Source organism: Robertmurraya korlensis NBRC 107688, from assembly GCF_001591645.1.
Taxonomy (GTDB): Bacteria; Bacillota; Bacilli; order Bacillales; family Cytobacillaceae; genus Robertmurraya_A.
The window spans coordinates 321,224-345,817 of sequence record NZ_BCVH01000001.1 but is presented as its reverse complement, the minus strand read 5'-3'; the positions used below and the strand labels follow the sequence as shown (position 1 = coordinate 345,817).

The following is a 24,594-nucleotide window of genomic DNA, read 5'->3' as shown; positions in this document are numbered from 1 at the left end:
ATGAAATATGATTTCCTTAATCACTTTTTCTTCCTGATACACCATTTCACATCCCATACAGATAATGCCCGGTGTTTTAGTAATTTAAATTGCCCTAGAACCATCCGGTAGCTCGCAATATACAGAGCCTTCACCTGTACTTGCCTTCCCTTCGCACCACTCGCACTTATTATCCAAATCCAAATCCACCTACTCGTTAGAATTCGTATATTACTTCTAAATGAATCACTTTTAAAATAAGACAAACAAGAATAGGTCAGCAGTAAAGGTTGCTAACCTATTCCTTTTATATAATAAAAGGAATCTTTTTACTGAAAAAATTCTCTATATTTATATTTGATAATCACACACATAGATTAACTTTCTAGCTTACTTATCTCATCACTATATTTATTAGATTGCCCCTTGTTAGCATGGTAAACAACATATATAACTAAAAATAGAATAAACACAATAGTCGCAACAAGATAAACAGCTTGGTAAGATGCAACAGTAGCGACTAGCCCAAGTACTAAGGAACCTCCCCCAATACCTAAATCAAAAAAGTTGAAGAATGAAGCCATTGCATCCTCATGTTCATGTTCCTCTACTAAGTTCATACACCAGGTTTGAATGGCTGGAAAGATAGCACCAAACCCAAAACCATATAATATAGCTGCAATAAAAAACATGCTATCGTTAACTGCTACATATAGCATAATCAACCCTATAATCGACAAAACCGATCCGGGTATTAATATTATAGAGGGTCCGTATAAATCAAATAATTTACCTGAAAGTAGTCGAATGGCAAAACTTGCTGCTGCAATCAATAGGAAGAACAATCCTACTTGAGTGAATTCCTTCTCCAATGCATATAAAGAAAAGAAAGACATAATTCCTCCTGCTGCAATTCCAATAAGGAAAATAAGCAGTGAAGGAAATAGAACCCGCTTTTCAACTATTTTAAGTCTTACATTCTCTTGTTTTTGTAACACCTTTCCTTGATTTGCTGTCTTTACACAAATTGCCATAATAACAGCTAAAAAAAGAACGGCCATTCCTCCTAAGAATAATCGTTGGAAGTCGTATAATTCTAGCGTCATGATTCCAATCATTGGACCTATAGAGATCGCTATCGTTTCTCCAACACCAAAGTATCCTAGCCCCTCTCCTCGACGAGCCTTAGGGATAATTTCGGCTGCAAGAGTGGCAAAGTAAGTTGTCGCTAAACCAAATCCAGCCCCATGGACTAAACGAATAATTAGTAACGTTGATATATTCGTAGATAGATAATAAGCACCCGTAGACAGGGCGATGATCATAATTCCCATAACTAAAAGTAATTTTTTATCAAATTTAGTTAAAAGTAAACCCGCAAATGGACGAATTAATATAGCTGATAACATAAAGATCCCTGTTACTAAGCCAACTTGACTTGCTCCTCCTCCTAAAGCCGTAACAAATAAGGGAAGGGTAGGTAACAGCATTTCAAAGATCATAAAAACCAAGGCATTTGAAATCACTACGAAAATGAATGACATTGACCAAATCTTATTATTTATGAGAGTCATTATTTTTTCTCCTTTCTCTAGATGGAAATCTCCACTTTAAATTGCAATACAAATAATAAACCTTCCTGTAAGGGGAAGGTCAATAATTAATTGGAATTTGAATTTCTGTTAGAAAATCTTCTTTGTTTTTGGAGATGTAATGATCAATTATCGTCCGTTCAATGGAATCTCCTAAAACCTGGTGACCTCTTTCGTTTATGTAATCCAGTAAAATCTTATAGTAACGAGATGAGTCGCTATGATCCCCTCTATAAAAAATACTGGCATATTTTCCTTTCTGAAATATTGTATGTAGTGGACTTTGTATCTCTTCTTCCTCATTCAGAATAAAAATAGAGTTATATTCATCAAACTTTTTATTCTTAATATTATTTATATTTATTGTAAGGCCCACACCTCCAATAAAAATGGACGAGTTCATATTTGCCAAGTTTTCTAATTGCCTCAGCGACACCTCCATCTCAGGTTCTGAACCGATTTTCTGAGTTAATCTAACTACTTTCCTCTCTTTCACTTCTATTATTTTTACAACTTCCAATTCCGTTATTTCACGAGCTAAATTAATATCCTTAATACGGTTGTGAAATCGACGGCTAACTCGTTCTAGTTCCTTTATTTTTTGCTCTGTTAGTTTTTTTTGTTTCTCTAATAAATCTAAAAAACCATCGATATCCCTTTGGTCTAGGTGACCCTTGATTTCCTTTAAAGGAAGACCTAACTTCTTTAAATACTGAATCGTATTTAGTTTTTCAAATTGTTCGGTTGAATAGTATCTATATCCATTATTTTGGTCAACCCGTATCGGCTCCAGTAAACCAATTTCATCATAATATCTCAGTGTCTTCATAGAAGTATTATGGAGTCTGGCCATTTCCCCTATTGTAAAAAGATTTTTCATTAAATCACCTTCCCTTACAGCTCAATAACAATATCATACCCATATTGTCTCTAAAATTAAATTAAACCAAAATGGAGACATCAACTTAGCCATATCTATTGAGACCACCTTTATTAACGATATTATTTAAAAATTAAAGAAAACTATACTTTAGTAATTGATAGAGTACAACAGGTCTAAAAAGAGCCTACTATTGAAGTAACCCCATTTGAATAAACGTTTCTTAAATCTGTACAGTTTTGATAAGATTCTGTAGTACTTGAGGTCGTTACATCATTAGAAGATAGGCTTATTTACAGCGACCATGGTGTTTACAAAGCCTATTAGTGTTAATAGAAGTTCTGTACGGTCTATTTATGAAGAAATAAAAATAGTTTATACTAATCCCTAAATATATTAAAGTAACCACTCACTAAATTTTTACTTATTATGACTAAACTAGATAATATAAAAACGAATGGCACCTCTACTGAGGTGCCATTCAAACTTAATAGCTAAGAAGAAAAATCAAAGTAATTTCTCTTCAGTAACCTTGGTAATTCCATCATTTCCTTAAAACTTGTAGTACTTCCGATTTGTCTTGTATCAACCAAAAACAACTGATCCTCTATTTCCTTAATCACCTTTTCTTCCTGATACACCATTTCACATTCCATACAGATAATGGCCGGTGTTTTAGTAATTTCAATTGCCCTTGATCCATCTGGTAGCTCCCAATATACAGAGCTTTCACCTGTACTTGCCTTCCCTTCGCACCACTGGCACTTCATATCCAAACCCCAATCACCTACTCATTAACCGTTTTGTCTGTTTCTTGCTCAGACAGTCCAGTTGATTTTTGTTGTTGTGCCTTAAATTTCTTCTCTTTCAATTCATCACGCTTTTGACGTTTATCTTTTAACGAAGAGTGATTCTGGTCTTCCTGATATTTTTCTCTTCTGTCTAACCGTTGTAGATTTTCCGGGACAAGGTTGAATTTGCTGTCGTTCATAAGTGCCGAAATTCCGACTTCGGATTTGTATTTTTCATATTCCGAATAAACACTCTTGAAATAATCCTCCGCTCTACCAGGTACATAGTTCTGAGGCTCCGGATAAGAGGTTATTACCCCTTCAAAGTTGCGTAGTACCACTTTCTCAGCACTTTGTGAAATGAGGTAATTTGGTTGAAGGGAGATTTTCCCTCCTCCACCAGGTGCATCTACTACAAAGGTCGGGACTGCATATCCAGACGTATGGCCTCGTAATCCTTCAATAATTTCTAAGCCTTTTGATACAGGTGCTCGGAAATGACCGATCCCTTCTGAAAGATCACATTGATAAATATAATAAGGGCGAACTCTTATTTTCACTAAGTCATGCATGAGCTTTTTCATGATTGGGACAGAATCGTTAATACCTGCTAAGATAACCGATTGGTTTCCGATTGGTACTCCTGCGTTTGCAAGCATTTCACACGCCTTTTTCGATTCCTCCGTAATTTCAATTGATGTATTAAAATGAGTATTCAGCCAAACTGGGTGGTACTTCTTTAGGATATTACAAAGGTTTTCTGTGATTCGTTGTGGAAAGACAACCGGCGCTCTTGTGCCTATTCTTATGATTTCTACATGATCGATTTCTCTAAGGTTCTTTAATATATATTCTAGGACATTATCATTGATCAGGAGTCCATCTCCTCCAGAAATGAGAACATCTCTTACCTGAGGGGTATTTCTTATATAACTAATTGCACCGTCTAATTGCTTTTTCGGAACACCCATCCCAATTTGACCAGAAAAGCGGCGTCTCGTACAGTAGCGGCAATACATGGAACATTGGTTTGTGACGAGGAATAACACTCGATCCGGATAACGGTGTGTTAGTCCTGGAGTTGGAGAATCTTCATCTTCGTGGAGGGGATCCTCTAGATCGTATCTTGTTTTAACAATCTCTTCTGAAATAGGAACCGATTGCATTCGTATCGGACATCTTGGATCATCTGGATTCATTAACGATGCATAGTATGGCGTAATATTCAGTGGAATGGTCTTTGTAGAGATCTTAACTCCCTCTTCCTCTTCAGGGGTCAAGTTAATTACTTTTCGTAAATCATCAAGTGTTCGAATCGTATTTGTGAGCTGCCAGATCCAATCATTCCACTGCTCTTCCGTAACATCCTTCCAAAGCTCTATGGTAGACCAATGTCGATCGGGTTTATATAATGAATGTTTCATTCTTCATTCCTCCCTAACGTGCTTTCTTACTTACTTATATGCAAGAACCGTTCCAACATAAAAAAAGGGAGGTACCTTGCTAGAAGCGGGATTGCATCGTTCCAAAATCCTTACTAACAAATTTCCAAATAAAAAAGATGCCGATTAATCGGCACCTTGCAACTCATATTTATGAATTTTGTATTGAAGGGTTTGTCTGGGAATTCCCAACAGTTTTGCAGCTTTTTTTATATTATTGCTCGTGTGATTTAGCGCTTTCATAATGAGATCTTTTTCGAATTGATGCAACTGATCTTTGAGGTAGTAGGTTTCCGCAGTTGACCTTGCTACTAAGGTATTTTCCTTAAGCATGGCCGGGAGATGCTCCAAATCCAGAATAGCTTCTTCACAAACATTCATCATATACTCAATTGTATGCTTAAGCTCCCTCACATTTCCTGGCCAGTCATAAGTTTGAAATGCGTTTATCACATCTGTGGACACACCTTGTATATTTTTATGAAGAAGACCATTAAAAATCCCTATAAATTTTTCTGATAAAAATAGAATGTCTTCAGGTCTTTTCCGTAGGGGCAATAGCTCGAAGGTTAATACATTCAATCGGTAAAAGATATCTGTTCTAATCAGTTTCTCTTCCAGCGCTTTTCTAGGGTGAACATTCATGGCTGCTATTACCCGTACGTCTACCTGTACATTTTTAGAAGATCCAATGCGTCGAATCATTCCGTCCTCAAGAACACGTAATAGCTTTGCCTGCAAATCGATGGGCATGGCATGAAGCTCATCTAAAAAGAGCGTTCCTCCATCAGCAAGCTCAAATAATCCAGGTCGATCAATAGCTCCCGTGTAACTCCCTTTTGCCGTTCCAAAAAGAATACTCTCGAGCAAGGTTTCTGGAATGGCCGCACAATTTTGGACAATAAAAGGGAAATTTCTTCGATTAGAAGCATCATGAATCCCCTGGACAAACAGTTCTTTTCCCGTTCCACTTTCCCCATATACTAATATAGAGGATTGAGATTTTGCTAGCTTATAAGCCTCTTTTTTCATTTGTTTAAATTCATTGTTTTCTGTTAGTAAATCTTCAAGCGTATACTTCACGTTTTTGTTCTTTTTCTTTGATTTCAAAACTTGTTTTTCCTTTTGTAAATCCAATAGCTGTTCGGATAACCTTTTAATGCTGGAATAATCCTTTGCTATTTCCATTGCGCCAAAAAAATCGCCATGTATACGGATAGGAATCGTTGAATTGATCGTTTCAATTTGTTTCCCATGGATGTTGTAATACGATTGAGCGACATTTACAATTTCTTTTCTAGACTTCAGTACTCTTAATAACGTACTCGTCTCTTCTGTTAACGAAGGAAACACATCCAGTAACGGCTTTCCTACAACTTCACCAACCGTTAGCCCATCGTGTTGGGCTGCCACCTCATTATAAAAAATCGTCTTGCCATTTAGATCCACTACGTGAATCCCCTCATCAACGCCTCTTAAAATTTCCGTCACTACCTCGATGGAAACACTGTTTTCTTCAAACATTGTCATCACCTACCTAAAGCATATATATGCCTTCGTGCCGAAAAACTGTCACTATTTATGAATTTTCGGCAGCTTGGTAAGTGGATAAATCCTTAACCCATACATTCATGTCTTCCAGCTTATCAAAAATATAACAATTCTTCACTAACCGTCCTCGATAATGGTAGCCTAATTGGTGGAGAACCGCATTCATTCCAAAGGATAACGATCTGGCAATAGAATAAGAACAAAAAATTTGTTGTTGAAATAAATCCTCTTCTAGCTTTTTTAAGAGAATCTTCATTAATCCAAATTTCCGGTGCTCTTTCTTAGTCGCACAATCCGTTAATTCTGCATTACGAAACCGGTGGTTTACTTCAGCAGATGCTGCACTAATAATTTCATGATTATAAAGGAAGGCATAATAGATGGTACCTTCTTCCATGGTCTTCTTTACATAATCGGAATCATGAAGGGGAGTAGGATAAATTTGAAACACCTCCCGATATAAATCGGAAAGCATTTCTGCTTCCTTCTCACTCACTTTCATAATCTTGTAATCTGCTGGTGGCATGATTACTTGTGATGATCTTTTTAAGTGCTGGACAGAAGAAATTATATCCTCCTCCACTTGAAGATGACCCATACTTGCTCTATCCGGTTCAAAGTATTTACAAAAAAAATATCCATCCGATCCTAAAAAATACCCATCAATAATCGCTTCATTCCTATATCCCTTCTCTAAGAATATTTTGTAATCCTCCCATTTCCCTTTAATGATTATTTTTTCACTATTCGTCTCCTTTGCAAGCTCTTCTGTTGTTTGTATGACAAGATATGGGTCCCCTACGTAATGATCCACTCGTAACCGCTTATTAAAATGGTCCATGTAGACTCCGAATCTAATCCCACTCTCCTCAATGGTTCGAAAAGCTGGCAGTTGAGTCATGAATTCTCCTCCTAAAGGGAAAGCCCGACCAAATACTTGGTCAGACTTTCTTCATTTTTTTATACAATTAATCTTCGCTGCTTACTTCACACCAGTGGAGTATAGTTGTAGCAATGATATCCGCACTGGTAAATAAATCTTCCAGAACGATGTATTCGTTTGCATCATGAGCTACCTCTGTTACACCTGGACCGAAGACGACAACAGGAATATCTCCAATTTTTGATAAAACTCCCCCATCTGTCCCCCATGGGGAAGCTTCTATAACAGGAGAGGTTCCCGTAACATCTAAGTATGATGACTCTAGCGTAGAAAGTAACGGATGGTCTGATTCTAAATCTCCTGGAATCCACCTTCCACCATACCACTCAACCGTGGTTGGATGGTCTTTAAACCAGCTGTCCTTATTGCCAAGCTCCTGTAGGGCATGTTCTAATTCAGCCTGAACTTTAGACATGTCTTCGTCTGGTGCTACACCAATTCTTCCCTCTATGATACAAAGATCAGGAACGGAGGATGGCCAATCACCACTATGAATTTTCCCAATATTAATCGGTACGGGAATCGGTATATTTTCATATAAAGGATCTACGACTCTACTATTTCGAACCTTTTCGAGCTCACTCAATTGATTGATAACTACTATCCCTTTTTCAATTGCATTGACCCCTTCGTACCTAGTACCACCATGTGCTGATCGACCTTTAACGGTCACGCGGAACCACATGGAGCCTTGCTGCTTTGGAAAGATCTTTAGATTGGTAGGCTCAGGAATAATTGCTCCATCCGCTCGATATCCCCTTAGCACTGCAGCCAGGGTTCCTGCACCTCCACTTTCTTCCTCTATCACACTTTGGAAGATTATATCACCCTTCAGCTTAATCTCTGTATTTATGATCGCTTCCAGTGCCAGGAGAAGGGCCACCGTTCCTCCCTTCATATCTGTAGAGCCCCGACCATATAGCTTTCCCTCTTGAATGAATCCGCTAAAAGGATCATGCTTCCATTCAGCTAGATTATTTTCTGGCACCACATCAATATGGCCGTTTAAAATTAGTGATTTTCCATTCCCGGTTCCTCTTAAAATTCCAACAACATTCGGGTTTCCAGTATAGTCCTTTCGATCCGAACAGTAGGCAGGGTGATCAGTCAGATTTTTATCACCTATTTCCCAAATATCGAGCTGAAGACCTAATTCCCTGCACTTTTCAATAATAATTGCTTGTGCAGCGGCTTCTTTCCCCCTTACACTTCCCTCTTGTACAAGCTGTTGCAGAAGCCTTGTTGCCTTTACCTGATTTCCTTTGATGCATTTCCTTACTTTGCGAAGCTCATCATCCATCCATCTTCGCCCCTTTATCAGTATCGTCTCTTATCAAAAAAGAACCGTTCGTAGACTCTCGAACCTGTTGCAATGTATACGGTTGAAAAACCTCACACAAAACTAACCCCTCTTCAGTAACATGAAAGACAGCCATATCGGTGATAATCATATCCACACATCCTCGAGAGGTTAATGGAAACGAGCATTCTTTTACAATTTTGCTGTTTCCCGCTTTATCCGTATGGTTCATTAATACGATAACCTTTTGTGCTTTTTGTGCAAGCTCCATCGCGCCGCCCATACCAGGAATTTTTTTACCTGGGACAATCCAGTTGGCTAAGTCACCTTTTTCACTTACCTGTAATGCTCCTAATATCGTAATATCAACAAATCCCCTACGTATCATTCCAAAGGCAATGGCACTATCAAAGTAGGAGCCTCCACTCACTAAGCTAACTGGATAACCTCCAGCATTACATAGGTTTTCATCCTCTTCCCCCTGACTGGGAGAAGGCCCCATCCCAACGATTCCATTTTCAGCATGAAACATGACATTCATTTCTGAAGAAAGATGATTGGGAACGAGCGAGGGAATGCCAATCCCCAAATTGACCACCATGCCCTCTTTGATTTCTGCAGCAGCCCTTTTCGCCATTTGGTCACGAATCCCTATTCCCATACCCATTTCCAGTTCACCCCTTCCGTCGGTACAATATAATTGACAAACACTCCAGATGTGACGATTTCATCCGGATCAAGTTCACCCACTTCAACAATTTCCTCCACCTCTGCGATGGTAATATCTCCAGCCATCGCTACAAGAGGATTTGTATTTCTTGCACTTTTATCATAAATAAGATTGCCATATTCATCTGCCTTCTTCGCGTAGACAATAGAAATAGGCGCACTTAATGCTGTCTCAATTAAATAACTCTTACCCTCTAACATAACTTTCTCTTTACTGCTTGAAACAAATTCACTGTCCATTCCAATATCCGTTAAAAACGCTGGAATTCCCACTCCACCTGCTCTAATTCTCTCCACTAACGTTCCTTGGGGTGAAAACTCCACCTCTAGACTTCCCTCAGTCATAAGCTGACCGGCAACAGGATTGGATCCAATATGAGAGGCGATGACTTTTTTTACTCGACCGTTTGCAACCAGCTTACCAATCCCTATATGTGGAAATCCTGTATCGTTACCGATAAGCGTTAACTCCTTAACTCCCTTATTAACCAGTCCATCAATAAGGGTTGGTGGTGATCCTACCCCACCAAAACCACCAAACATGATCGTTCCACCATCATGAAAGAACTCTAATACTTTTTCAACTGTTGTAATTTTATTGAAGCGGTTTCTCATGATTCACCTCCCCCTTCTAATACTTCATTAGAAAAATCTAAGAAGGTCTTACGAAGTAGCTCTAACAATTCGTCGATTTCCTCTTTTGAGATCGTTAAAGGTGGAGCAATGATGATGGCATCCCCATGAATTCCGTCAAGTCCAGCAGCGGAAGGGTAAAGCAGTAAACCATTGTTAGCGGCAAGTTTAATCAACGTTTGTGTAGCTTGTTTTTCTCTTGAAAAAGGCTCTTTACGATCAAGAGATTGAACAAATTCAATGCCAATTAATAATCCTTTACCGCGAATATCTCCAATAAACGAAAATTCTTCTTTTAAATCTTGTAAATGATGAAATAAGTAAAAGGCCTTGAATTCAACTTGTTCTATAATTCTATTATTTTGTAAGTATTCCATAACTGCTTGTGAAACAGCACATGATTGTGGATTCGCACTAAGAGTGTGACCACTCATAACGCTTTTCGATCCAGACAAGATAGGCTCCATCACTTTGTCACTTACTACAGTAGCCGCAATGGGGGCATAACCTGCTCCCATCCCTTTCCCAAGAGCCACAATATCTGGTTCAACTCCCCAATGCTCACAAGCTAGCATTTTGCCTGTCCGGCCAAATCCAGTCATCACCTCATCTGCGATAAAAAGAATATTATTTTGATCACAGATATCCCTTATCACTTTGTAATAACCCTCAGGTGGGGAGATGGCCCCACCAGCAGCCCCAATGACCGGCTCTGCTATAAAAGCCGCTATTTGGTCTGCACCTATTTTTTTTATTACATGTTCAAGTTCTGTCGCGCAGGCAAACTTACAGGATGTAGGCTCTAAACTGTATGGACAACGGTAACAATAAGGAGGTTGGATGACTGGAAATTCTTCAAGCAGAGGGACAAATCTAGCTCTTCTTAGCGTGTGACCTGACATAGATAGCGCACCAAGGGTAATTCCATGATAGCTAACCCATCGTGACAGAATTTTATTTTTTGTTTTAATCCCTTTTTCCTGCCAATGCTGAATTGCTATTTTCATAGCTGTCTCAGTAGCTTCCGAACCACTATTTACAAAAAAACTCCAGTTCAATTGCCCAACACATTGGTCAGCTATCCACCTAGCAAGTGTTTCAGCTGCTTCACTAGTAAACTGCGATCGGTAGACAAAGGACACCCGTTTTGCTTGTTCAACCATCGCATCGATAATTTCTGGAACACCATGACCAATATTGGACGTTACAGCCCCAGATGAAGCATCAACATACTTCTTTCCTTCCTTGTCGTATAAATAAATTCCTTTCCCATAATCAATTGTTGGGTATACCTCATCAAGCAATGGTTTAATTAAATAGGAATGCTCCATTTGACTCCCCCGTTCCATACCAGCGTAAGGCAGTGCCTTATAAGATTGTATGAGTAAGAAGGGGAAATCTTTCTATACAAAAGATTTTAGAGCCTAATTAAATGTATTTTAAGTGAAAAAAGGAGCCAAAATTAATGGCTCCTACTTACTTTTATCATTGTTCTATTTGTATCAAGCAGTTCCCATTGCTAGCTTCAATGATTGCTTTGCCTCCAACCGGAATGGTCGCAATCGGACTGACATGACCAAAGTTTACATTTGCGATCACTGGGATGTGTGATATCTCCCTTTTTGAAGATATTATTTTACGCAATGCCTCCTCTGTCACTTGAGAATCCTTTTGAAATCTTCCAATTAATATGGCTTGGATGTCTCGGGCATCAGGTAAGTGTAAGACCGATTGCAAATCTCGGTCGAAGGTAAGGGCATGTGACTCGTAATCATCTTCAATAAACAGGACACTGCCTTTCAGGGATGGCATATATTCAGTGCCCTGAAGTAGATTCATCGTACAGAGATTGCCTCCGATAAGAGTCCCTTCTGCTTTCCCTTTTTGTAGAACAAGATATTCCTTTTGCTCGTGAAAATTGCGATCTTCTTGGTCAAGAAACCACGGGTCATCACTCCAAGACTCAGATGGAGTAATTTCATAAGGGGCATCATTTGTAACCGCTTGGATAAAAGAGTCCATTGTATAATCAAAACCATGCTTCATTCCAAAGGAAGAAAAATGTGGCCCTGAGTATGTAACAATCCCTGTCTTTTGATAGATCGCTAAACTTAGCGCAGTAATATCACTATAACCGATAAGTACCTTTGGGTTATTTTTTATCAGGGTAAAATCGATATACGAAAGCAATTGATTAACGTTATATCCTCCAATTGCTGTAAAAATCCCTTTTACATTTTGATCAAGAAAGGCGTTATGCAAATCCTCTATACGCTCCTCGATGGACGTACTAAAAAACTCATCATGCGAGTGTACATGCTTTCCAAACGTTACATGAAAGCCTAAAGCTTCTAATCGTTTTACTGCTATTTCCACCTGTTTTTCCTTTAAAATTGCCATACTTCTAGAAGGTGAAATGATACGAACCTCATCACCTGGTTGTAAACGTCGTGGAACAATCCCCACTAGAATTCATCCCCCTTTATTTAATAGATAAAAAGACCTGCCATGATTTGACAGGTCCTTTGTATTATACCAAAACAGGCTCAGTAATTGTTTTCTTAGTTGATTTTTCAACGATATCTCTAGCGATCCAAACCCCACAGGCACTTGCTTGCGCAAGACCTCGAGTGACCCCTGCTCCATCTCCACCAACATATAACCCGCTAATTTCCGTTTCAAAACGATCATTTAGTTTTGGTCTTGCTGAGTAAAACTTCGCTTCGACCCCATAGAACAATGTGTGTTCAGAGGCAAGACCTGGTGATACATGATTTAACGCTTCGGTCATTTCTATTAAGCTCTTTAGTGTGTTATATGGAAGCACTAAGCCTAAATCACCAGGTACTGCTTCCTTAAGCGTCGGCTCTAGGAAGCCCTCTTTTATACGCTTTTCTGTGGAGCGACGTCCTTGTAATATATCTCCGTACTTCTGAACAATTAGTCCACCGTTCGATAAGCTATTTGCAAGTCTAGATATTTCATGTGCGTACTCGTTTGGCTTATCAAATGGATCAGAGAATGTATGAGATACTAGTAAAGCAAAATTTGTGTTCGGACTGCCTAATTTTGGATCCTTGTAAGCATGGCCATTCGCCAGCATGATTCCTGAATGATTCCCGACAACGACATGTCCTGAAGGGTTGCTACAAAACGTTCTTACACGTGTGCCAACTGAAGTGTTAAACGTAAATTTCCCTTCGTATAAATGCTCATTAATTTCTTCCATTACAATATTTGATGTTTCTACACGAACACCAATATCCACTTGATTATTAATCATTTTAAGTCGTCTTGATTTTAGTAGTTTTGCCAGCCATACCGAACCGTCACGTCCTGGAGCCACAACCACTTTCTCAGCAGATAAGCTTTCCCCAGCTTTTAATTTAATTCCCGTAACCTTATGACCATCTGGCGTTTTTTCAGTGATTAAGTCCTCAACTTCTGCCTTGTATACCATATCTATCTTTGTTTTTAAGTATTCGTAAATACTTTGAAGGATTTGCAGGTTTTGCTCTGTTCCTAAATGCCTTACTTGAGCACGCAAGAGCTTTAATCCCGCTGCATACCCTCGTCTCTCAATATCTCTAACTTTATCAGTTAATGGATCAGTTATGCTTTCAGTTGCTCCATGGTCAAGGTTGATTCGATCCACGTAATTTATTAAATCGACAACCTGCGAATCTGGTAAATAATCAGTCATCCAGCCACCAAACTCACTTGTTATGTTGAATTTTCCATCTGAGTACGCACCCGCACCCCCAAATCCATTAGTAATGGAACACGCAGGTAGACAGCCGGCAAATTCCTTCCTTCCAGCAGCTGGTGGACATTTTTCAATTTTCTTTTGTAAAATCGGACAGTTTCTTTTATATATGTCGTGACCTTTATCAATTAGTAATATGGATGCTTCCGGCATTTTTAGTGTAAGTTCATAACATGTAAAAATTCCAGCTGGACCTGCTCCAACAACGATAACATCATAATTTGTTTTCAAGGTATTCCCTCCGCGGTTGCTATGTATAATTCGCTTTTCCTTTAACCATTTGTAAATATATCAAATACAGAGTAGTCAGTCAACTAAAAGTACGAACATTTTTAAAAAACCTTTAATTAATGTTCGTATTTATAAGGGTAAAAAAGAAAACAAAAGCCCGAGCAACAATCGCTCGAGCTTGTGTTTATATTAGCAGCATCCTTTTCCGTAGAAGCTTGCACCGATAATGATGAGTAGAATAAATAGGACAACGATTAGTGCAAATCCACCACCGTATCCATATCCACCAACTGGTCCAACCGCTGCAGGCGCAACAGCTGTAGGGTATCCATAACCTGGGTAACAAGGGTCACATCCATGTCCGTAATGCATAAGTTTATACCTCCTAATTAAGCTTTCCTTTTACAATATTCACAATATGTAGTAGGTTCTTGTCCCGCATGTGCATATGCCCATTTTTTTCTAAAAAGTTTTAGGCATCCAGGGTATTCCTTGTCAAAACCGAATAAACATTGTAATGTTGCTATATTAAATGATTAGGAGTTATGCGTGATGAAAAGTATATTAAAGAGCTTTGTAAATGGTATTTTAACGATAGTCCCCATTATTCTAGTTATATACGTAACTTATAAAACCTTTATGTTTCTAGATGGTTTATTAGGTGGTTTCCTAAAGCAATACTTTAAAGAGTCGTATGTTCCAGGTATTGGAATTCTGGCAACATTACTTTTAATTACTATTTTAGGGTTTTTATCTACGAAATTTATTACTGGTACGATATTCCGAATAATTGACAGGCTATTAGAGAAGATTCCTTTCGTTAAAACGATTTATTCAGTTATAAAGGACACTGTCCATTCCTTTTTAGGAGAAAAAAAATCCTTCTCAAAGGTCGCACTTGTTAGGCTTCCTGGGACAAATATGAAAAGCCTTGGATTTGTTACCTCAGAGGAACTACAGGCTTTCTATGAGCCTTTAAAAGAGTATATTGCAGTGTATGTCCCACAAACTTTTCAGGTAGCAGGATTCACCTTTTTAATCCCTAAGGAAGATGTTGAATTTATTGATGTAAAGCCAGAAGATGCAATGAAGTTCATTCTTTCTGGAGGAATGACATCTAAGAAAACGAACGTAGTAGAGGTAGATAATTAAAGAAAGGTAAAAGCCATTTAATGGCTTTTACCTTTTGTTTTTCAAGTAAATAATACTTTATATTTCCCATAACCCTTTTTCTCTAGTTCATCTAAGGGGATAAACTTAAGAGCAGCCGAATTAATGCAATACCTTAGGTTCGTTGGACCTGGTCCATCATCAAACACATGACCAAGATGCGAATCTGCAGATTTACTACGCACTTCTGTACGAACCATAAAGTGACTGCGATCCATTTTCTCAATGACTTCTTCCTCTTCGATGGGCTTCGTAAAACTAGGCCATCCACACCCTGCATCATACTTATCCTTCGAGCTAAAGAGTGGCTTTCCTGAAACAATATCTACATAAATTCCGTCCCCAAAATGATCCCAATACTCATTTCGAAAAGGCGGTTCCGTTCCGTTTCTTTGTGTCACCTCATATTGTATAGGAGTTAGTCTTTCTTTTAAATCCTCTTCTTTTGTCATTGCCCTTCCCCCCAAGATTTCTTAATAAAGGCAGCACGCCCAGACCCCTCTTGATATCTTCCATATCGTAATGGGTTCTTTTTATAGAATTGCTGATGATATTCTTCAGCGGCATAAAACTCTTTTGCTGGTAAAATTTTCGTTGCAATAGGCTTTGAAAAACGCCCACTTTGTGCCAGCTCCAGCTTAGAATGCTCGGCTAACACTCTTTGTTCTTCGTCATGATAAAAGATTGCCGTTTCATACGATTGCCCTCGATCATAAAACTGTCCACCAGGATCAGTTGGATCAATCTGTTGCCAGTATGTACGTAAAAGCTCTTCATAAGAGAAGATTTCAGGGTCATACGTAATTTGTACAGCCTCGTAATGCCCGGTTGTTTCTCTACAAACCTCTTCATATGTTGGGTTTTCCTTATGCCCTCCTGTATAGCCACTGATGACAGAAATAATTCCGGGCTGTTCGTCAAACGGCTTTACCATACACCAAAAGCATCCACCAGCAAATGTCGCAAGTTTCTCCATAAGGCACCTCTTTTCTAATGACTCATTCATATATATAGAGTATTTCATTAAGACATTCAATGCAAACAAGGAGCTTTTATAAAGTTAAAAAACCCCTTAAAAAAGAGGTTTTAGTAGGACTATTGTTTTTGTTTTAATTGTTTATTAATTTTTTTCCACTTTTTCTTTTCATCCGATTGAGCTTTTTTATTAAGCTTACGATCCAGATAAGCCAGTTCTTTTTCTAACTTCTTATAACTTTGGAAGCGTCCCATATCCAATAGACCTTCCCTAATAGCCCCCTTAACCGCGCATCCAGGTTCATCCTCATGCTTGCAGTCTCTATATCTACAATGGTTTCGGAGTTCGTAAATATCCGAGAAGCTTTCTTCGATTCCAACTCCGCCTTCCCAAAGTTGGATTTCTCTCATTCCTGGGGTATCAATTAATAAAGCTCCATTTGGTAAAAGGACAAGTTCTCTATGGGTCGTAGTATGACGTCCCTTATCATCTGTATCTCGAATAGATTGAATTTTTTGTTTCTCGATTCCTAGTAAGTAATTTGTGAGCGTAGATTTCCCAACTCCTGATGATCCTAAAAGAGCTACGGTTTTACCAGGAATCAAATGAGCCTTTAAGTCATCAAAACCGGTACCCACAACCGAACTAATCACAACAATTGGTACACCTAATGCGACACTTTCTACTTGCTTTACTTTATCTTGTACGTCCGCGCATAGATCTGATTTGGTTAAAACAATAACCGGGTTAGCACCGCTTTCCCAAGCTAATAGCATGTATCTCTCCATTCGACGTAAGTTCAAATCGTCGTTTAGTGAATTAACTAAGAAAACGGTATCCACATTTGTAGCGACAATTTGTTCTTCCGTCACAGCTCCTGCTGTCTTTCGAGAGAATTTACTTTGTCTAGGTAGAATGGCTTGGATTACCCCCTTTGATTCAGGTACACTAGGCTTAATTACAACCCAATCACCCACCGCTGGATAATCCTCCCTCGTTTCCGCTTGAAAGATCAATTTACCTGATATCTCACAAAGTAACTCTCCATGCTCTGTTATCACACGATATAAATGCTTATGTTCTAATACAATTCTTCCAACGATCACTTGATTGTTATTATAGATAGAAAATTCTTGCTCGAAAAATTTATTATATCCGATTGTTTGTAAATTCACCTTTTATCCTCCTAAAATACATACTAAAAAAACCATAGGCATACACAGCCCATGGTTTTACCGTACCTAAAGGAATGGATAAACGACCATTATCTAGTAACTGACTGGGCTGTGTGAAATTGACATGAAACACTATATACAATGCTTGATTTCATCATCACACAACACCACCTTTTATATAATATTTGTATTATAATCCATATTAAGGAATATGTAAACAAAAATCAAACATAGGCACCTCACAGACCTTTATAGCATATGTTACAACGAGAATATCCTTTAAGGAGTGAGGGGTTTGTCTAATAATAGAAACCATGATGACTATCTGCAAAAAGCTGCTATGTATGATTTATTAGCCCAATATTATAAATACTTAGATCCATCCATGCATATTCACTACTATCAAAAACACATTAGGTCTATGAACAAAGCCATGAGTTCTTTAAGAGCTCAATCTGTCGCTAACTATTATCAAAGTAATTCGCCGGCCAGAATAAGAGTCCTCCATGCTTCACCTGATGCTCCGAATGTTGATATATATATTAATGGAAATCGGATTTTACGTGATTTTTCATTTAAAGAAACCAGCAATTACTTATCGCTACCTGCTGGTAGATATCAAATAGATATTTATCCCGCAGGAGATATGGTTTCAACTGTTCTTAGTAGAAAGGTAACTGTTGAGGCAGGAAAGCAATATACAGTTGCAGCAGCTGACATTGTTGAAAAGTTGAAGCTAGTTGTTATTGAGGATCATCCAGTAGTACCATCCGGGGAAACAAAAGTTCGATTTGTTCATCTCTCACCTGATACTCAACCAGTTGACATAGCCGTAAAGAACGGTGATGTTGTTTTCCGTAATATAGGGTTTAGGCGTTCTAGTGATTATTTACCTCTTTCGCCATTAACAGTCGACTTAGAAGTAAGAGCAACAGGAACAAAGGATGTACTTCTTCCTATATCCGGCTTAACGTTCCAAAGAAATCAAGTCTATACACTTGTGGCGGTAGGACTGAGCAATGGAGAACCGTCCATTGAACCTATTGTTTTAACAGAAAGAGAATAAAACAGGTGGCCATGACGCCACCTATTTTATTGGAACAAGAAGAGTAAAAATAATATGATCTCGTTTTAAATCAAATGTATTTACTCTTACCTTCGTATCACTTTTCAGTTTTAGATCATGAAGATTGACGTATACCTCTTCCTCATTTGGTCGAATTGTAACCCATGAAGGGAAATCATAGCTATCCCGAATAAACTTCAATACGACAGGAACAGGTAATTGCAGATGCCCAATGGAAATGGTTTTCTGTCTAAGAATTAAATCACCGTTATCTAAAGACTCCGGTTCAAAGGTTAGTTTTAATTCTACCTCTTGCGTAAATACCTCCATCGTCCCATACAACTCTACCTGATCAGTAAGTATAACGTTGTATTTAATTTTCTTATTAAGTCCTTGTTCTTCTATATAATGATTGATCAATTGGTTCAAATCCGACTTGTTGGATTGAACGTGAAATTGCACATAATCATCTTGATTGATATCCTTTAGAGTAATCTCATCATCCTTAGTTGGTAGGAAGACTAAGAAAAACACTCCTATTACTATGATGATATTTAAGATTAATAAACCTATAAAAAGTTTTTTCCAACTATTCATTTGTTGTTGCCTCATTTCTGGCAGCCGATATCAGCTCATATCGTTCCGTCAGTATACCTAATGCAAGAGTTTCATATATTCGAACAGCAATTTTTTCGTAACCCAGGTCATTGGGGTGGAAGTAATCCGTATATAAAAGATTCTCTTCACTTTCTCGAAAAATATTAGCAATATCGACAAAATACGCTCGTTCATAATCGGTTAATATCGTACGACTCGTTAGATTCCAATCCTGCATAATGATATCCATCTCTTCTACATCAGGAAACCACTCATAAAAAGGATTATACAAGCCAATCAACACAACCGTACTCAAGGGATTTACCTCTCGAATCGATTCAATAATGGTGCGGATGTTTTTCTCGAATTGTTTCTTTTCCGTTTCAAATAACTCCAGCTCTAGCGTTGAAAAATTCTCTCTTACAACTTTCATTACGTCATTACCACCAATGGTGATAAGTACCAAATCAGCTGTCTTTAACGAATCCTTCACTTCTGCTGTCTTTAGCTTACTAATAAGCTGGGATGTTCGATTTCCTCTTACACCATAGTTAACCATTTTCGCTTCCGTTATCCCTTTTTCCATTTCTAAGTATTCCTTTAAGTAAGGCACATAACCTCCACGGTTGGTACTGTCCCCTACACCCTGGGTCAAAGAATCTCCAACGGAAACAATGTTAAAAGAGTGGGAGATAAAATCAATAGGAACTGGAGGTTTTTCTTCAACCATTGTTTCTCTGAGTTGTATTTGATCTAACTCTTGATTTTGTAAATGACTGCAAGAAGCAAGTACGAAAGTGATAATAAGAATAAAGGCCACCCTCATGAAAAACACCTGCCTTTATAGTTTTTGTATAGTCTATGGTGAACTGCTTGTCAAATAAACTAAAATAGACCTTTTAAAAGGTCTATTGAAGGGCTTTCATATCATTTATGATTTCCTCGTATGGAATCTCATTAAGACCAGTATAATATTTCATTATTTTCCCATCTTGATTAACGAGATAAAAATCCGTTCCATGAATAACCTGATCCTGGTTCGTTGGTTTTTTAACAATCGTCTTAAACGAATCCATTGCAAACTCTTCTATATGTGTTTGCTCATAACCAGTAAGGAAATTCCAGTTAGAAAAATCAACTTTGAAATACTCGCCAAATTCCTTTAGTACGTCTGGCGTGTCCACATTGGGATCAACCGAAAAAGACACAAACTCAACATTTTCAATTCCTTCATCTTTTACCATTTTCTGTAGCTTTTCCATATTATACGTCATTGGAAGACACACGTCCTCACAATTAGTGAAAATAAAATCCGCCACCCAAATTTTCCCTTCTAAATCTTTTAAACCGAAGGGCTTGCCTTCCTGATTTGTATACGTAAAATCAGCAACAGGCCAATTTTTTGCATCAGGTATCCCATTATTCCCGCATGCCGCCAGAATAAATACCATCAATATACTTACCCATTTAAACATCTTAAGCTTCATTTATCCACCTGCATTCATCGTTCTATTCAAGTTTATTCTAGCAAACGTGTTGATAAGATGAAAGGGAAAAGATTTAAATACTTTATTCCCTGTATAACGGAAGGATAATTCGAAAGGTTGTTCCAATACCTTTTTGACTTTCTACTTCAATGGAACCTCGCATCCTTTCAATGATTTGATAACAAACCATTAGCCCCATACCTGTGCCCTTTTCCTTCAATGAATAGAATGCGGTACCTAATCTTTGAAGCTCATCATCACTCATTCCAATTCCCGTGTCAAAGATTTCAAAAATGCCATTATGACCTTCCTCCCGTACGGTCAGACTAAGAGTGCCTCCATCTTTCATCGCTTCGATACCATTTTTTAATATATTTATAAGTACCTGCTTTAACTCGCTAACATTTCCTTTAATATAGATATCGCCAACCACTTTCGTTTGCATCCCAATGCTTTTTGACATAAGAGCATAAGAATTCATTAAATCCATCACCTTATGGGCCAGTTCACCTGCATGAACCTTTTCTGAAAATTCCAGGTCTGGCTTCGCTAAGGATAGGTATTCATTAATGATTTTCTCGGCACGATTCATTTCTTCAAGCATTAATTTTACATACATATGCTCTTCTTCACTCAAACCATCTTTAGATAAAAAGATTTGTAAAAAACCTTTTACTACTGTCATCGGATTTCGAATTTCATGAGCTACTGAAGCGGCTAACTGGCCTATGGCATTCATTTTCTCGGCTCGTTGAAGCTCCTTAAGCAATTTTGTTTCTTTAATGATCGTGTCCATTTTCCCAATAGCCACTTCAAATGTATGTAATTGCTCTTCAGATACTGCTTGCTTACCATTTATTGGGCTTGATATAGATAATCTTTCAAACAAGATTGCTAACTGCTGAGTCATGAAATTGAACCGTTCATATAATGGTTCAAGGCTAGAATTTCTCTTACCACTTAAGTGAATGTTAAAGTTTCCAACACTTACTTCATGTAACCCGTACAATATTTCATCTACAGGCTCCATCACATTATTTAACACATATTTTAGAGTAAAAAATACGACCACAATCGTTATGACAAAAACAACTGTTAAATATAAAATCGTTTCTAGCTGTGATTTCTTTATAAAGGAAGCGTCTGCATCAATGACTAATACGCCAACTACATTGCCTTTTTCATTCTGGATTGGTGCAAACGCGGATAACCACGTTCCAAAATCATCTGTATACACCTTTGTACTAACCACTTTCTTTTCTTCAATCGCTTTTTTTAAAGCATTCATATGAATGTCAACCGACTTATAAAAAGAAAAAGGCTTTAATCCCTCATAACTATTCGAGACAACAGTCGCGTATATCTCTCCATTTCCTTTAAAAGAAGTAGATACTATCCCGCTATGTAAAAAAGAAGAATTTCTCTCATTAATTACGTTAACCTGCTGCTGCAGTCTTTTAGCTGCAGGTTCATTCGGGTCCTTTAACGAAATGGTTTCCTCTACGTCTTCTGGAGAAACAACAGCTGTCCAAAGCATGGATAATCCTTCCACTCGATCCGCCAACTGTTCTATGTCCTTTTTTGCTTGAAGAGCAAAGCTTATTGTTGAAATCATGAAAACCACTACAAACGTAATAAAAAATGAAAAAAATAATACTTGTTTATATAAAGAAAGATGCCGGATCCATTTTTTCATACATACACCGTTCCCTTTTTATTGGGTTTCACTCTTTGCTTTATTCGACATTACTTACCAAAATCCTTGTCTTTCCTTCCTTTTTTATAAAATCTTTACACATATTTAAAAAACATTGTAAAAAAACCTGAACAAAGTCTGTTCAGGTTTTTACTCGAAATAATACATAAAACCAATAGCGCCTTCCCCGGTATGGGTAGTGATGATTGGAGTTGTGTATTCAATATCTATTAGATCATAACCAGCTATGTTCTTTAAGGCGGAAATCAGCTTTTCATTTAACTCTGGAGCCTCTGCGTGAACCAGTCCAACCCCCTGAATCGTACGACCTGCTGTATCTTCAGCGAATTGCTTTGAAAGGTAGTTTGCAACTTGACTATAACTACGAGCTTTTGAAACAGGTGTATATACGCCACCTTCTAGTGAGGCGATTGGTTTAATATTAAGAAGTGAACCAATCATTGCCTTTCCCTTTCCAATTCTTCCGCCCTTCACAAGATTTTCAAGAGTGTCAACAACTACAAACAATCTTGTATTTGATCGAATTTGATCGAGCCTAGCCAATATCTCATCCATACTCTTTCCCTCTTTAGCCATCTGTGAAGCTTCTATCACCTGGAATGAAAGGGCTTTCGATATAAAACGAGAATCTACAACTTTTACATTTGCCTTAGACATAGAGGCTGCCGTTTCTGCTGACTGAACCGTACCACTCATCCCACCAGTCATATGTATTGACAGAACATCGTACCCCTCTGAACCTAAACGATCATACAACTCAGCAAATACCCCAACAGGAGGTTGTGAGCTTTTGGGTAGCTCCTTCGCTGCCTTCATTTTTACCAAGAAATCCTTAGGCGTTAGATCAACCCGATCAAGGTATGTCCTTCCTTCAATTTGAATGGATAAAGGAACAACCTCAATATCATACTTCTTAATTAATTCATCGGACATGTCTACAGTTGAATCCGTCACTATTTTAATTTTACTCAAATTCCTTCACATCCTAATGCTAAAATCTCACTACTTATTATACAGAAATATAGGATAATGTCGAAAAAAAGAAAGAGCATCGGCAAGTACCGATACTCTTCATGTAAAGACAATCATGTCAAAGAAAAACAAATACATCAATCATGCGTTATTCTTTAGCTCAGGCACTTGGAATACATCCTGATAAACTGGCCACTTTAACGCTTTTTTCAGATAGTCTCTAAAAGAATAGCATTTCTTCGCTTGTTTGTCCTGGTATAGAGACGAAATAAATGTTTGCAAACGGACTTGGATTAAAAAATAATAAGGGCTATCTTCCTCCAATACTGGAATTTCAATGACTTTTACCTTCTGTCCAACAACATTTTTGAACTCTAGGCTTTTGAATAGCAAAATATCAATCCTCTTTTTCACCCGTTTGTATATATTATACAATATATATTTGTCGAAGTCTGTCTCAATATATACCTATAATGAAAAAATTTTAAAATTTACATTAATACTGTCCAAAATAATAAAAAACCCACTTTATTAAAAAGTGAGTTTAATCATTTATCCTAGGTCTACTTTTTCATCCTCTTCCAAGTCCCATTCTTTCTCTTTTTTTAACTTTCTTTTATAAACGATTTTCGAAAGATTTATACTGATTTCGTATAAAAAAAGAAGTGGAATGGTCACTAAAATATCACTCATAAAATCAGGAGGAGAGATTACTACAGAAATAACTACTAAGATAAAATATGCATATTTACGTATTTTTTGAAGTACATACGGATTTACTATTCCTAAGGAAGTTAAAAACATAACCACAACAGGAAGCTCAAATAAAAATCCGAATGGCAGCGACATATTCATAATAAATCGGAAGTACTTGTCCGCTGTAAAATTAGTAATAAGCATGTCTCCACTGAGTTCGATTAAAAATCCCATTACGGTCGGAAAAATAACAAAATAACCAAAGCATAGACCAACAATAAATAAAATAAACAAAGCTGGGATATAACTTAAAGAAATCCTTCGTTCAATAGGCTTTAATGCTGGTTTAACAAACAACCATATCTGCAACGCAAGAACAGGAATGGTACCGGCAATCGCAATTAAACCTGCTAACATGAAATAAACCCATACGATATCACTCGGTCCTAATGCAATCAGCTTAACATCAAGATCCCGAACAAACCACTTATAGATCTCTTCCACATAAATAAATCCAACTACAAAAAATACAAAAAAAGCTAAAACAGAGATAATTAATCTTTTTCTTAATTCGTCCAGATGATCAACAAGCTGTAATTCTTTATCTTCCATTCAAGTCCCCTACCATAAACATAATTTAATCGAAGAAAAAAGTGTAAGAAAATCTTACACCTTATTTCGTAGCATTCTTCTTTTTATCATCATCAAGTTCGTCCATTACATCACTTGTTAGCTCACGGGTTGACTTTTTGAATTCACGGAGAGTTTGACCGAATGCACGACCAATCTCAGGGAGCTTTTTAGGTCCGAAAATAATTAAAGCAAGTACAAGGATAAGGATTAATCCAGGAACTCCGATGTTTGAAAACACTGTAGAACATCCCCTTTGGTTAATTAGAAT

General features: G+C 37.7%; 26 protein-coding genes and 1 pseudogene. 2 read left to right on the top strand and 25 right to left on the bottom strand.

Going from position 1 to position 24,594, the window contains the following annotated elements:
* Window positions 1-9: 9 nt before the first annotated feature.
* From BKO01S_RS24205 to BKO01S_RS01670, 14 genes and pseudogenes are all read right to left on the bottom strand, one after another.
* Window positions 10-177 (bottom strand): annotated as a pseudogene (locus BKO01S_RS24205) (YokU family protein); the annotation flags it as partial.
* A 179-nt stretch (window positions 178-356) separates the two neighbouring features.
* On the bottom strand, window positions 357-1,553 hold the full coding sequence (locus BKO01S_RS01730) for an MFS transporter (RefSeq protein WP_066047839.1): 1,197 nt from the start codon (window positions 1,551-1,553) through the stop codon (window positions 357-359).
* Between the two features lie 79 nt (window positions 1,554-1,632).
* Window positions 1,633-2,451, bottom strand: coding sequence for a MerR family transcriptional regulator (locus tag BKO01S_RS01725; protein WP_066047838.1), 819 nt, complete (start codon window positions 2,449-2,451; stop codon window positions 1,633-1,635).
* 494 nt (window positions 2,452-2,945) lie between these two features.
* Entirely contained in the window at window positions 2,946-3,227 is a 282-nt protein-coding gene (locus BKO01S_RS01720; RefSeq protein ID WP_439951026.1) for a YokU family protein, read from the bottom strand.
* An 11-nt stretch (window positions 3,228-3,238) separates the two neighbouring features.
* Entirely contained in the window at window positions 3,239-4,666 is a 1,428-nt protein-coding gene (gene kamA, locus BKO01S_RS01715; protein ID WP_066047837.1) for a lysine 2,3-aminomutase, read from the bottom strand.
* 144 nt (window positions 4,667-4,810) lie between these two features.
* Window positions 4,811-6,208 (bottom strand): sigma-54 interaction domain-containing protein, encoded by a 1,398-nt coding sequence (locus BKO01S_RS01710; protein WP_066047835.1) that lies wholly within the window; start codon window positions 6,206-6,208, stop codon window positions 4,811-4,813.
* Between the two features lie 55 nt (window positions 6,209-6,263).
* A complete protein-coding gene (gene ablB, locus BKO01S_RS01705; protein WP_066047834.1) occupies window positions 6,264-7,136 on the bottom strand; it encodes a putative beta-lysine N-acetyltransferase in 873 nt (290 codons plus the stop codon).
* 67 nt (window positions 7,137-7,203) lie between these two features.
* Complete coding sequence (locus BKO01S_RS01700; protein WP_066047833.1) at window positions 7,204-8,478, bottom strand: peptidase; 1,275 nt, start codon at window positions 8,476-8,478, stop codon at window positions 7,204-7,206.
* The gene (locus BKO01S_RS01695; RefSeq protein ID WP_066047831.1) at window positions 8,471-9,145 is read right to left on the bottom strand and encodes a 3-oxoacid CoA-transferase subunit B; all 675 of its coding nucleotides are present in this window, start codon (window positions 9,143-9,145) and stop codon (window positions 8,471-8,473) included. Before BKO01S_RS01695 ends, BKO01S_RS01700 begins: the two co-directional genes overlap by 8 nt.
* Window positions 9,130-9,822 carry a 3-oxoacid CoA-transferase subunit A gene (locus tag BKO01S_RS01690; RefSeq protein WP_066047829.1) on the bottom strand — a complete coding sequence of 231 codons (693 nt, stop codon included), beginning with the start codon at window positions 9,820-9,822 and terminating at the stop codon, window positions 9,130-9,132. Before BKO01S_RS01690 ends, BKO01S_RS01695 begins: the two co-directional genes overlap by 16 nt.
* The gene (locus tag BKO01S_RS01685; RefSeq protein ID WP_066047827.1) at window positions 9,819-11,171 is read right to left on the bottom strand and encodes an aspartate aminotransferase family protein; all 1,353 of its coding nucleotides are present in this window, start codon (window positions 11,169-11,171) and stop codon (window positions 9,819-9,821) included. Before BKO01S_RS01685 ends, BKO01S_RS01690 begins: the two co-directional genes overlap by 4 nt.
* Before the next feature lie 154 nt (window positions 11,172-11,325).
* Complete coding sequence (locus BKO01S_RS01680; protein WP_066049473.1) at window positions 11,326-12,300, bottom strand: S66 family peptidase; 975 nt, start codon at window positions 12,298-12,300, stop codon at window positions 11,326-11,328.
* A 70-nt stretch (window positions 12,301-12,370) separates the two neighbouring features.
* On the bottom strand, window positions 12,371-13,837 hold the full coding sequence (locus BKO01S_RS01675) for an NAD(P)/FAD-dependent oxidoreductase (RefSeq protein WP_066047826.1): 1,467 nt from the start codon (window positions 13,835-13,837) through the stop codon (window positions 12,371-12,373).
* 189 nt (window positions 13,838-14,026) lie between these two features.
* A complete protein-coding gene (locus tag BKO01S_RS01670) occupies window positions 14,027-14,209 on the bottom strand; it encodes a YjcZ family sporulation protein (protein WP_066047824.1) in 183 nt (60 codons plus the stop codon).
* Window positions 14,210-14,389: 180 nt separating this feature from the next.
* On the opposite strand from BKO01S_RS01670, the gene BKO01S_RS01665 reads away from it, so the two are divergent.
* The gene (locus BKO01S_RS01665; RefSeq protein WP_066047822.1) at window positions 14,390-14,989 is read left to right on the top strand and encodes a DUF502 domain-containing protein; all 600 of its coding nucleotides are present in this window, start codon (window positions 14,390-14,392) and stop codon (window positions 14,987-14,989) included.
* A gap of 41 nt (window positions 14,990-15,030) precedes the next feature.
* Here the strand turns inward: BKO01S_RS01665 and msrB are convergent, their stop codons facing one another.
* The 3 genes from msrB to rsgA all read right to left on the bottom strand — a co-directional run bounded on the left by msrB (window position 15,031) and on the right by rsgA (window position 17,158).
* Window positions 15,031-15,459, bottom strand: a complete 429-nt coding sequence (gene msrB, locus BKO01S_RS01660) for a peptide-methionine (R)-S-oxide reductase MsrB (RefSeq protein ID WP_066047819.1) — start codon at window positions 15,457-15,459, stop codon at window positions 15,031-15,033.
* The gene (gene msrA / locus BKO01S_RS01655; protein WP_066047816.1) at window positions 15,456-15,983 is read right to left on the bottom strand and encodes a peptide-methionine (S)-S-oxide reductase MsrA; all 528 of its coding nucleotides are present in this window, start codon (window positions 15,981-15,983) and stop codon (window positions 15,456-15,458) included. The genes msrB and msrA overlap by 4 nt, the downstream gene beginning before the upstream one ends.
* Window positions 15,984-16,102: 119 nt before the next feature.
* Complete coding sequence (gene rsgA / locus BKO01S_RS01650; RefSeq protein ID WP_066047814.1) at window positions 16,103-17,158, bottom strand: ribosome small subunit-dependent GTPase A; 1,056 nt, start codon at window positions 17,156-17,158, stop codon at window positions 16,103-16,105.
* A 295-nt stretch (window positions 17,159-17,453) separates the two neighbouring features.
* Between rsgA and BKO01S_RS01645 the strand changes: the two genes are divergently transcribed.
* The gene (locus BKO01S_RS01645; RefSeq protein WP_066047811.1) at window positions 17,454-18,224 is read left to right on the top strand and encodes a DUF4397 domain-containing protein; all 771 of its coding nucleotides are present in this window, start codon (window positions 17,454-17,456) and stop codon (window positions 18,222-18,224) included.
* Between the two features lie 21 nt (window positions 18,225-18,245).
* Here BKO01S_RS01645 and BKO01S_RS01640 read toward each other — a convergent pair whose 3' ends face one another.
* The 8 genes from BKO01S_RS01640 to BKO01S_RS01605 all read right to left on the bottom strand — a co-directional run bounded on the left by BKO01S_RS01640 (window position 18,246) and on the right by BKO01S_RS01605 (window position 24,564).
* Window positions 18,246-18,821, bottom strand: coding sequence for a YpmS family protein (locus BKO01S_RS01640; RefSeq protein WP_232311138.1), 576 nt, complete (start codon window positions 18,819-18,821; stop codon window positions 18,246-18,248).
* Window positions 18,814-19,647 carry an SGNH/GDSL hydrolase family protein gene (locus tag BKO01S_RS01635; RefSeq protein WP_066047807.1) on the bottom strand — a complete coding sequence of 278 codons (834 nt, stop codon included), beginning with the start codon at window positions 19,645-19,647 and terminating at the stop codon, window positions 18,814-18,816. The genes BKO01S_RS01640 and BKO01S_RS01635 overlap by 8 nt, the downstream gene beginning before the upstream one ends.
* Window positions 19,648-19,729: 82 nt before the next feature.
* The gene (locus BKO01S_RS01630) at window positions 19,730-20,308 is read right to left on the bottom strand and encodes an SCO family protein (protein ID WP_066047805.1); all 579 of its coding nucleotides are present in this window, start codon (window positions 20,306-20,308) and stop codon (window positions 19,730-19,732) included.
* Between the two features lie 82 nt (window positions 20,309-20,390).
* Window positions 20,391-21,923, bottom strand: a complete 1,533-nt coding sequence (locus BKO01S_RS01625; RefSeq protein ID WP_232311137.1) for an ATP-binding protein — start codon at window positions 21,921-21,923, stop codon at window positions 20,391-20,393.
* A 231-nt stretch (window positions 21,924-22,154) separates the two neighbouring features.
* On the bottom strand, window positions 22,155-22,997 hold the full coding sequence (locus tag BKO01S_RS01620; RefSeq protein ID WP_066047800.1) for a DegV family protein: 843 nt from the start codon (window positions 22,995-22,997) through the stop codon (window positions 22,155-22,157).
* Between the two features lie 141 nt (window positions 22,998-23,138).
* The gene (locus tag BKO01S_RS01615) at window positions 23,139-23,390 is read right to left on the bottom strand and encodes a DUF2535 family protein (RefSeq protein WP_066047798.1); all 252 of its coding nucleotides are present in this window, start codon (window positions 23,388-23,390) and stop codon (window positions 23,139-23,141) included.
* A 159-nt stretch (window positions 23,391-23,549) separates the two neighbouring features.
* Window positions 23,550-24,305, bottom strand: coding sequence for a twin-arginine translocase subunit TatC (tatC, locus tag BKO01S_RS01610; protein ID WP_066047796.1), 756 nt, complete (start codon window positions 24,303-24,305; stop codon window positions 23,550-23,552).
* A 61-nt stretch (window positions 24,306-24,366) separates the two neighbouring features.
* Window positions 24,367-24,564 carry a twin-arginine translocase TatA/TatE family subunit gene (locus BKO01S_RS01605; RefSeq protein ID WP_066047794.1) on the bottom strand — a complete coding sequence of 66 codons (198 nt, stop codon included), beginning with the start codon at window positions 24,562-24,564 and terminating at the stop codon, window positions 24,367-24,369.
* Between the last annotated feature and the right edge of the window lie 30 nt (window positions 24,565-24,594).

Coding starts and splice junctions, on each gene's coding strand:
- BKO01S_RS01640 (WP_232311138.1), bottom strand. CDS start 18,821: ATGAATAGTTGGAAAAAACTTTTTATAGGTTTATTAATCTTAAATATC.
- msrA (WP_066047816.1), bottom strand. CDS start 15,983: ATGGAGAAACTTGCGACATTTGCTGGTGGATGCTTTTGGTGTATGGTA.
- kamA (WP_066047837.1), bottom strand. CDS start 4,666: ATGAAACATTCATTATATAAACCCGATCGACATTGGTCTACCATAGAG.
- BKO01S_RS01695 (WP_066047831.1), bottom strand. CDS start 9,145: ATGGGTATGGGAATAGGGATTCGTGACCAAATGGCGAAAAGGGCTGCT.
- BKO01S_RS01710 (WP_066047835.1), bottom strand. CDS start 6,208: ATGTTTGAAGAAAACAGTGTTTCCATCGAGGTAGTGACGGAAATTTTA.
- BKO01S_RS01685 (WP_066047827.1), bottom strand. CDS start 11,171: ATGGAGCATTCCTATTTAATTAAACCATTGCTTGATGAGGTATACCCA.
- ablB (WP_066047834.1), bottom strand. CDS start 7,136: ATGACTCAACTGCCAGCTTTTCGAACCATTGAGGAGAGTGGGATTAGA.
- BKO01S_RS01630 (WP_066047805.1), bottom strand. CDS start 20,308: ATGAAGCTTAAGATGTTTAAATGGGTAAGTATATTGATGGTATTTATT.
- BKO01S_RS01700 (WP_066047833.1), bottom strand. CDS start 8,478: ATGGATGATGAGCTTCGCAAAGTAAGGAAATGCATCAAAGGAAATCAG.
- BKO01S_RS01635 (WP_066047807.1), bottom strand. CDS start 19,647: ATGAGGGTGGCCTTTATTCTTATTATCACTTTCGTACTTGCTTCTTGC.
- BKO01S_RS01665 (WP_066047822.1), top strand. CDS start 14,390: ATGAAAAGTATATTAAAGAGCTTTGTAAATGGTATTTTAACGATAGTC.
- BKO01S_RS01670 (WP_066047824.1), bottom strand. CDS start 14,209: ATGCATTACGGACATGGATGTGACCCTTGTTACCCAGGTTATGGATAC.
- tatC (WP_066047796.1), bottom strand. CDS start 24,305: ATGGAAGATAAAGAATTACAGCTTGTTGATCATCTGGACGAATTAAGA.
- BKO01S_RS01625 (WP_232311137.1), bottom strand. CDS start 21,923: ATGATTTCAACAATAAGCTTTGCTCTTCAAGCAAAAAAGGACATAGAA.
- BKO01S_RS01690 (WP_066047829.1), bottom strand. CDS start 9,822: ATGAGAAACCGCTTCAATAAAATTACAACAGTTGAAAAAGTATTAGAG.
- BKO01S_RS01730 (WP_066047839.1), bottom strand. CDS start 1,553: ATGACTCTCATAAATAATAAGATTTGGTCAATGTCATTCATTTTCGTA.
- BKO01S_RS01725 (WP_066047838.1), bottom strand. CDS start 2,451: ATGAAAAATCTTTTTACAATAGGGGAAATGGCCAGACTCCATAATACT.
- msrB (WP_066047819.1), bottom strand. CDS start 15,459: ATGACAAAAGAAGAGGATTTAAAAGAAAGACTAACTCCTATACAATAT.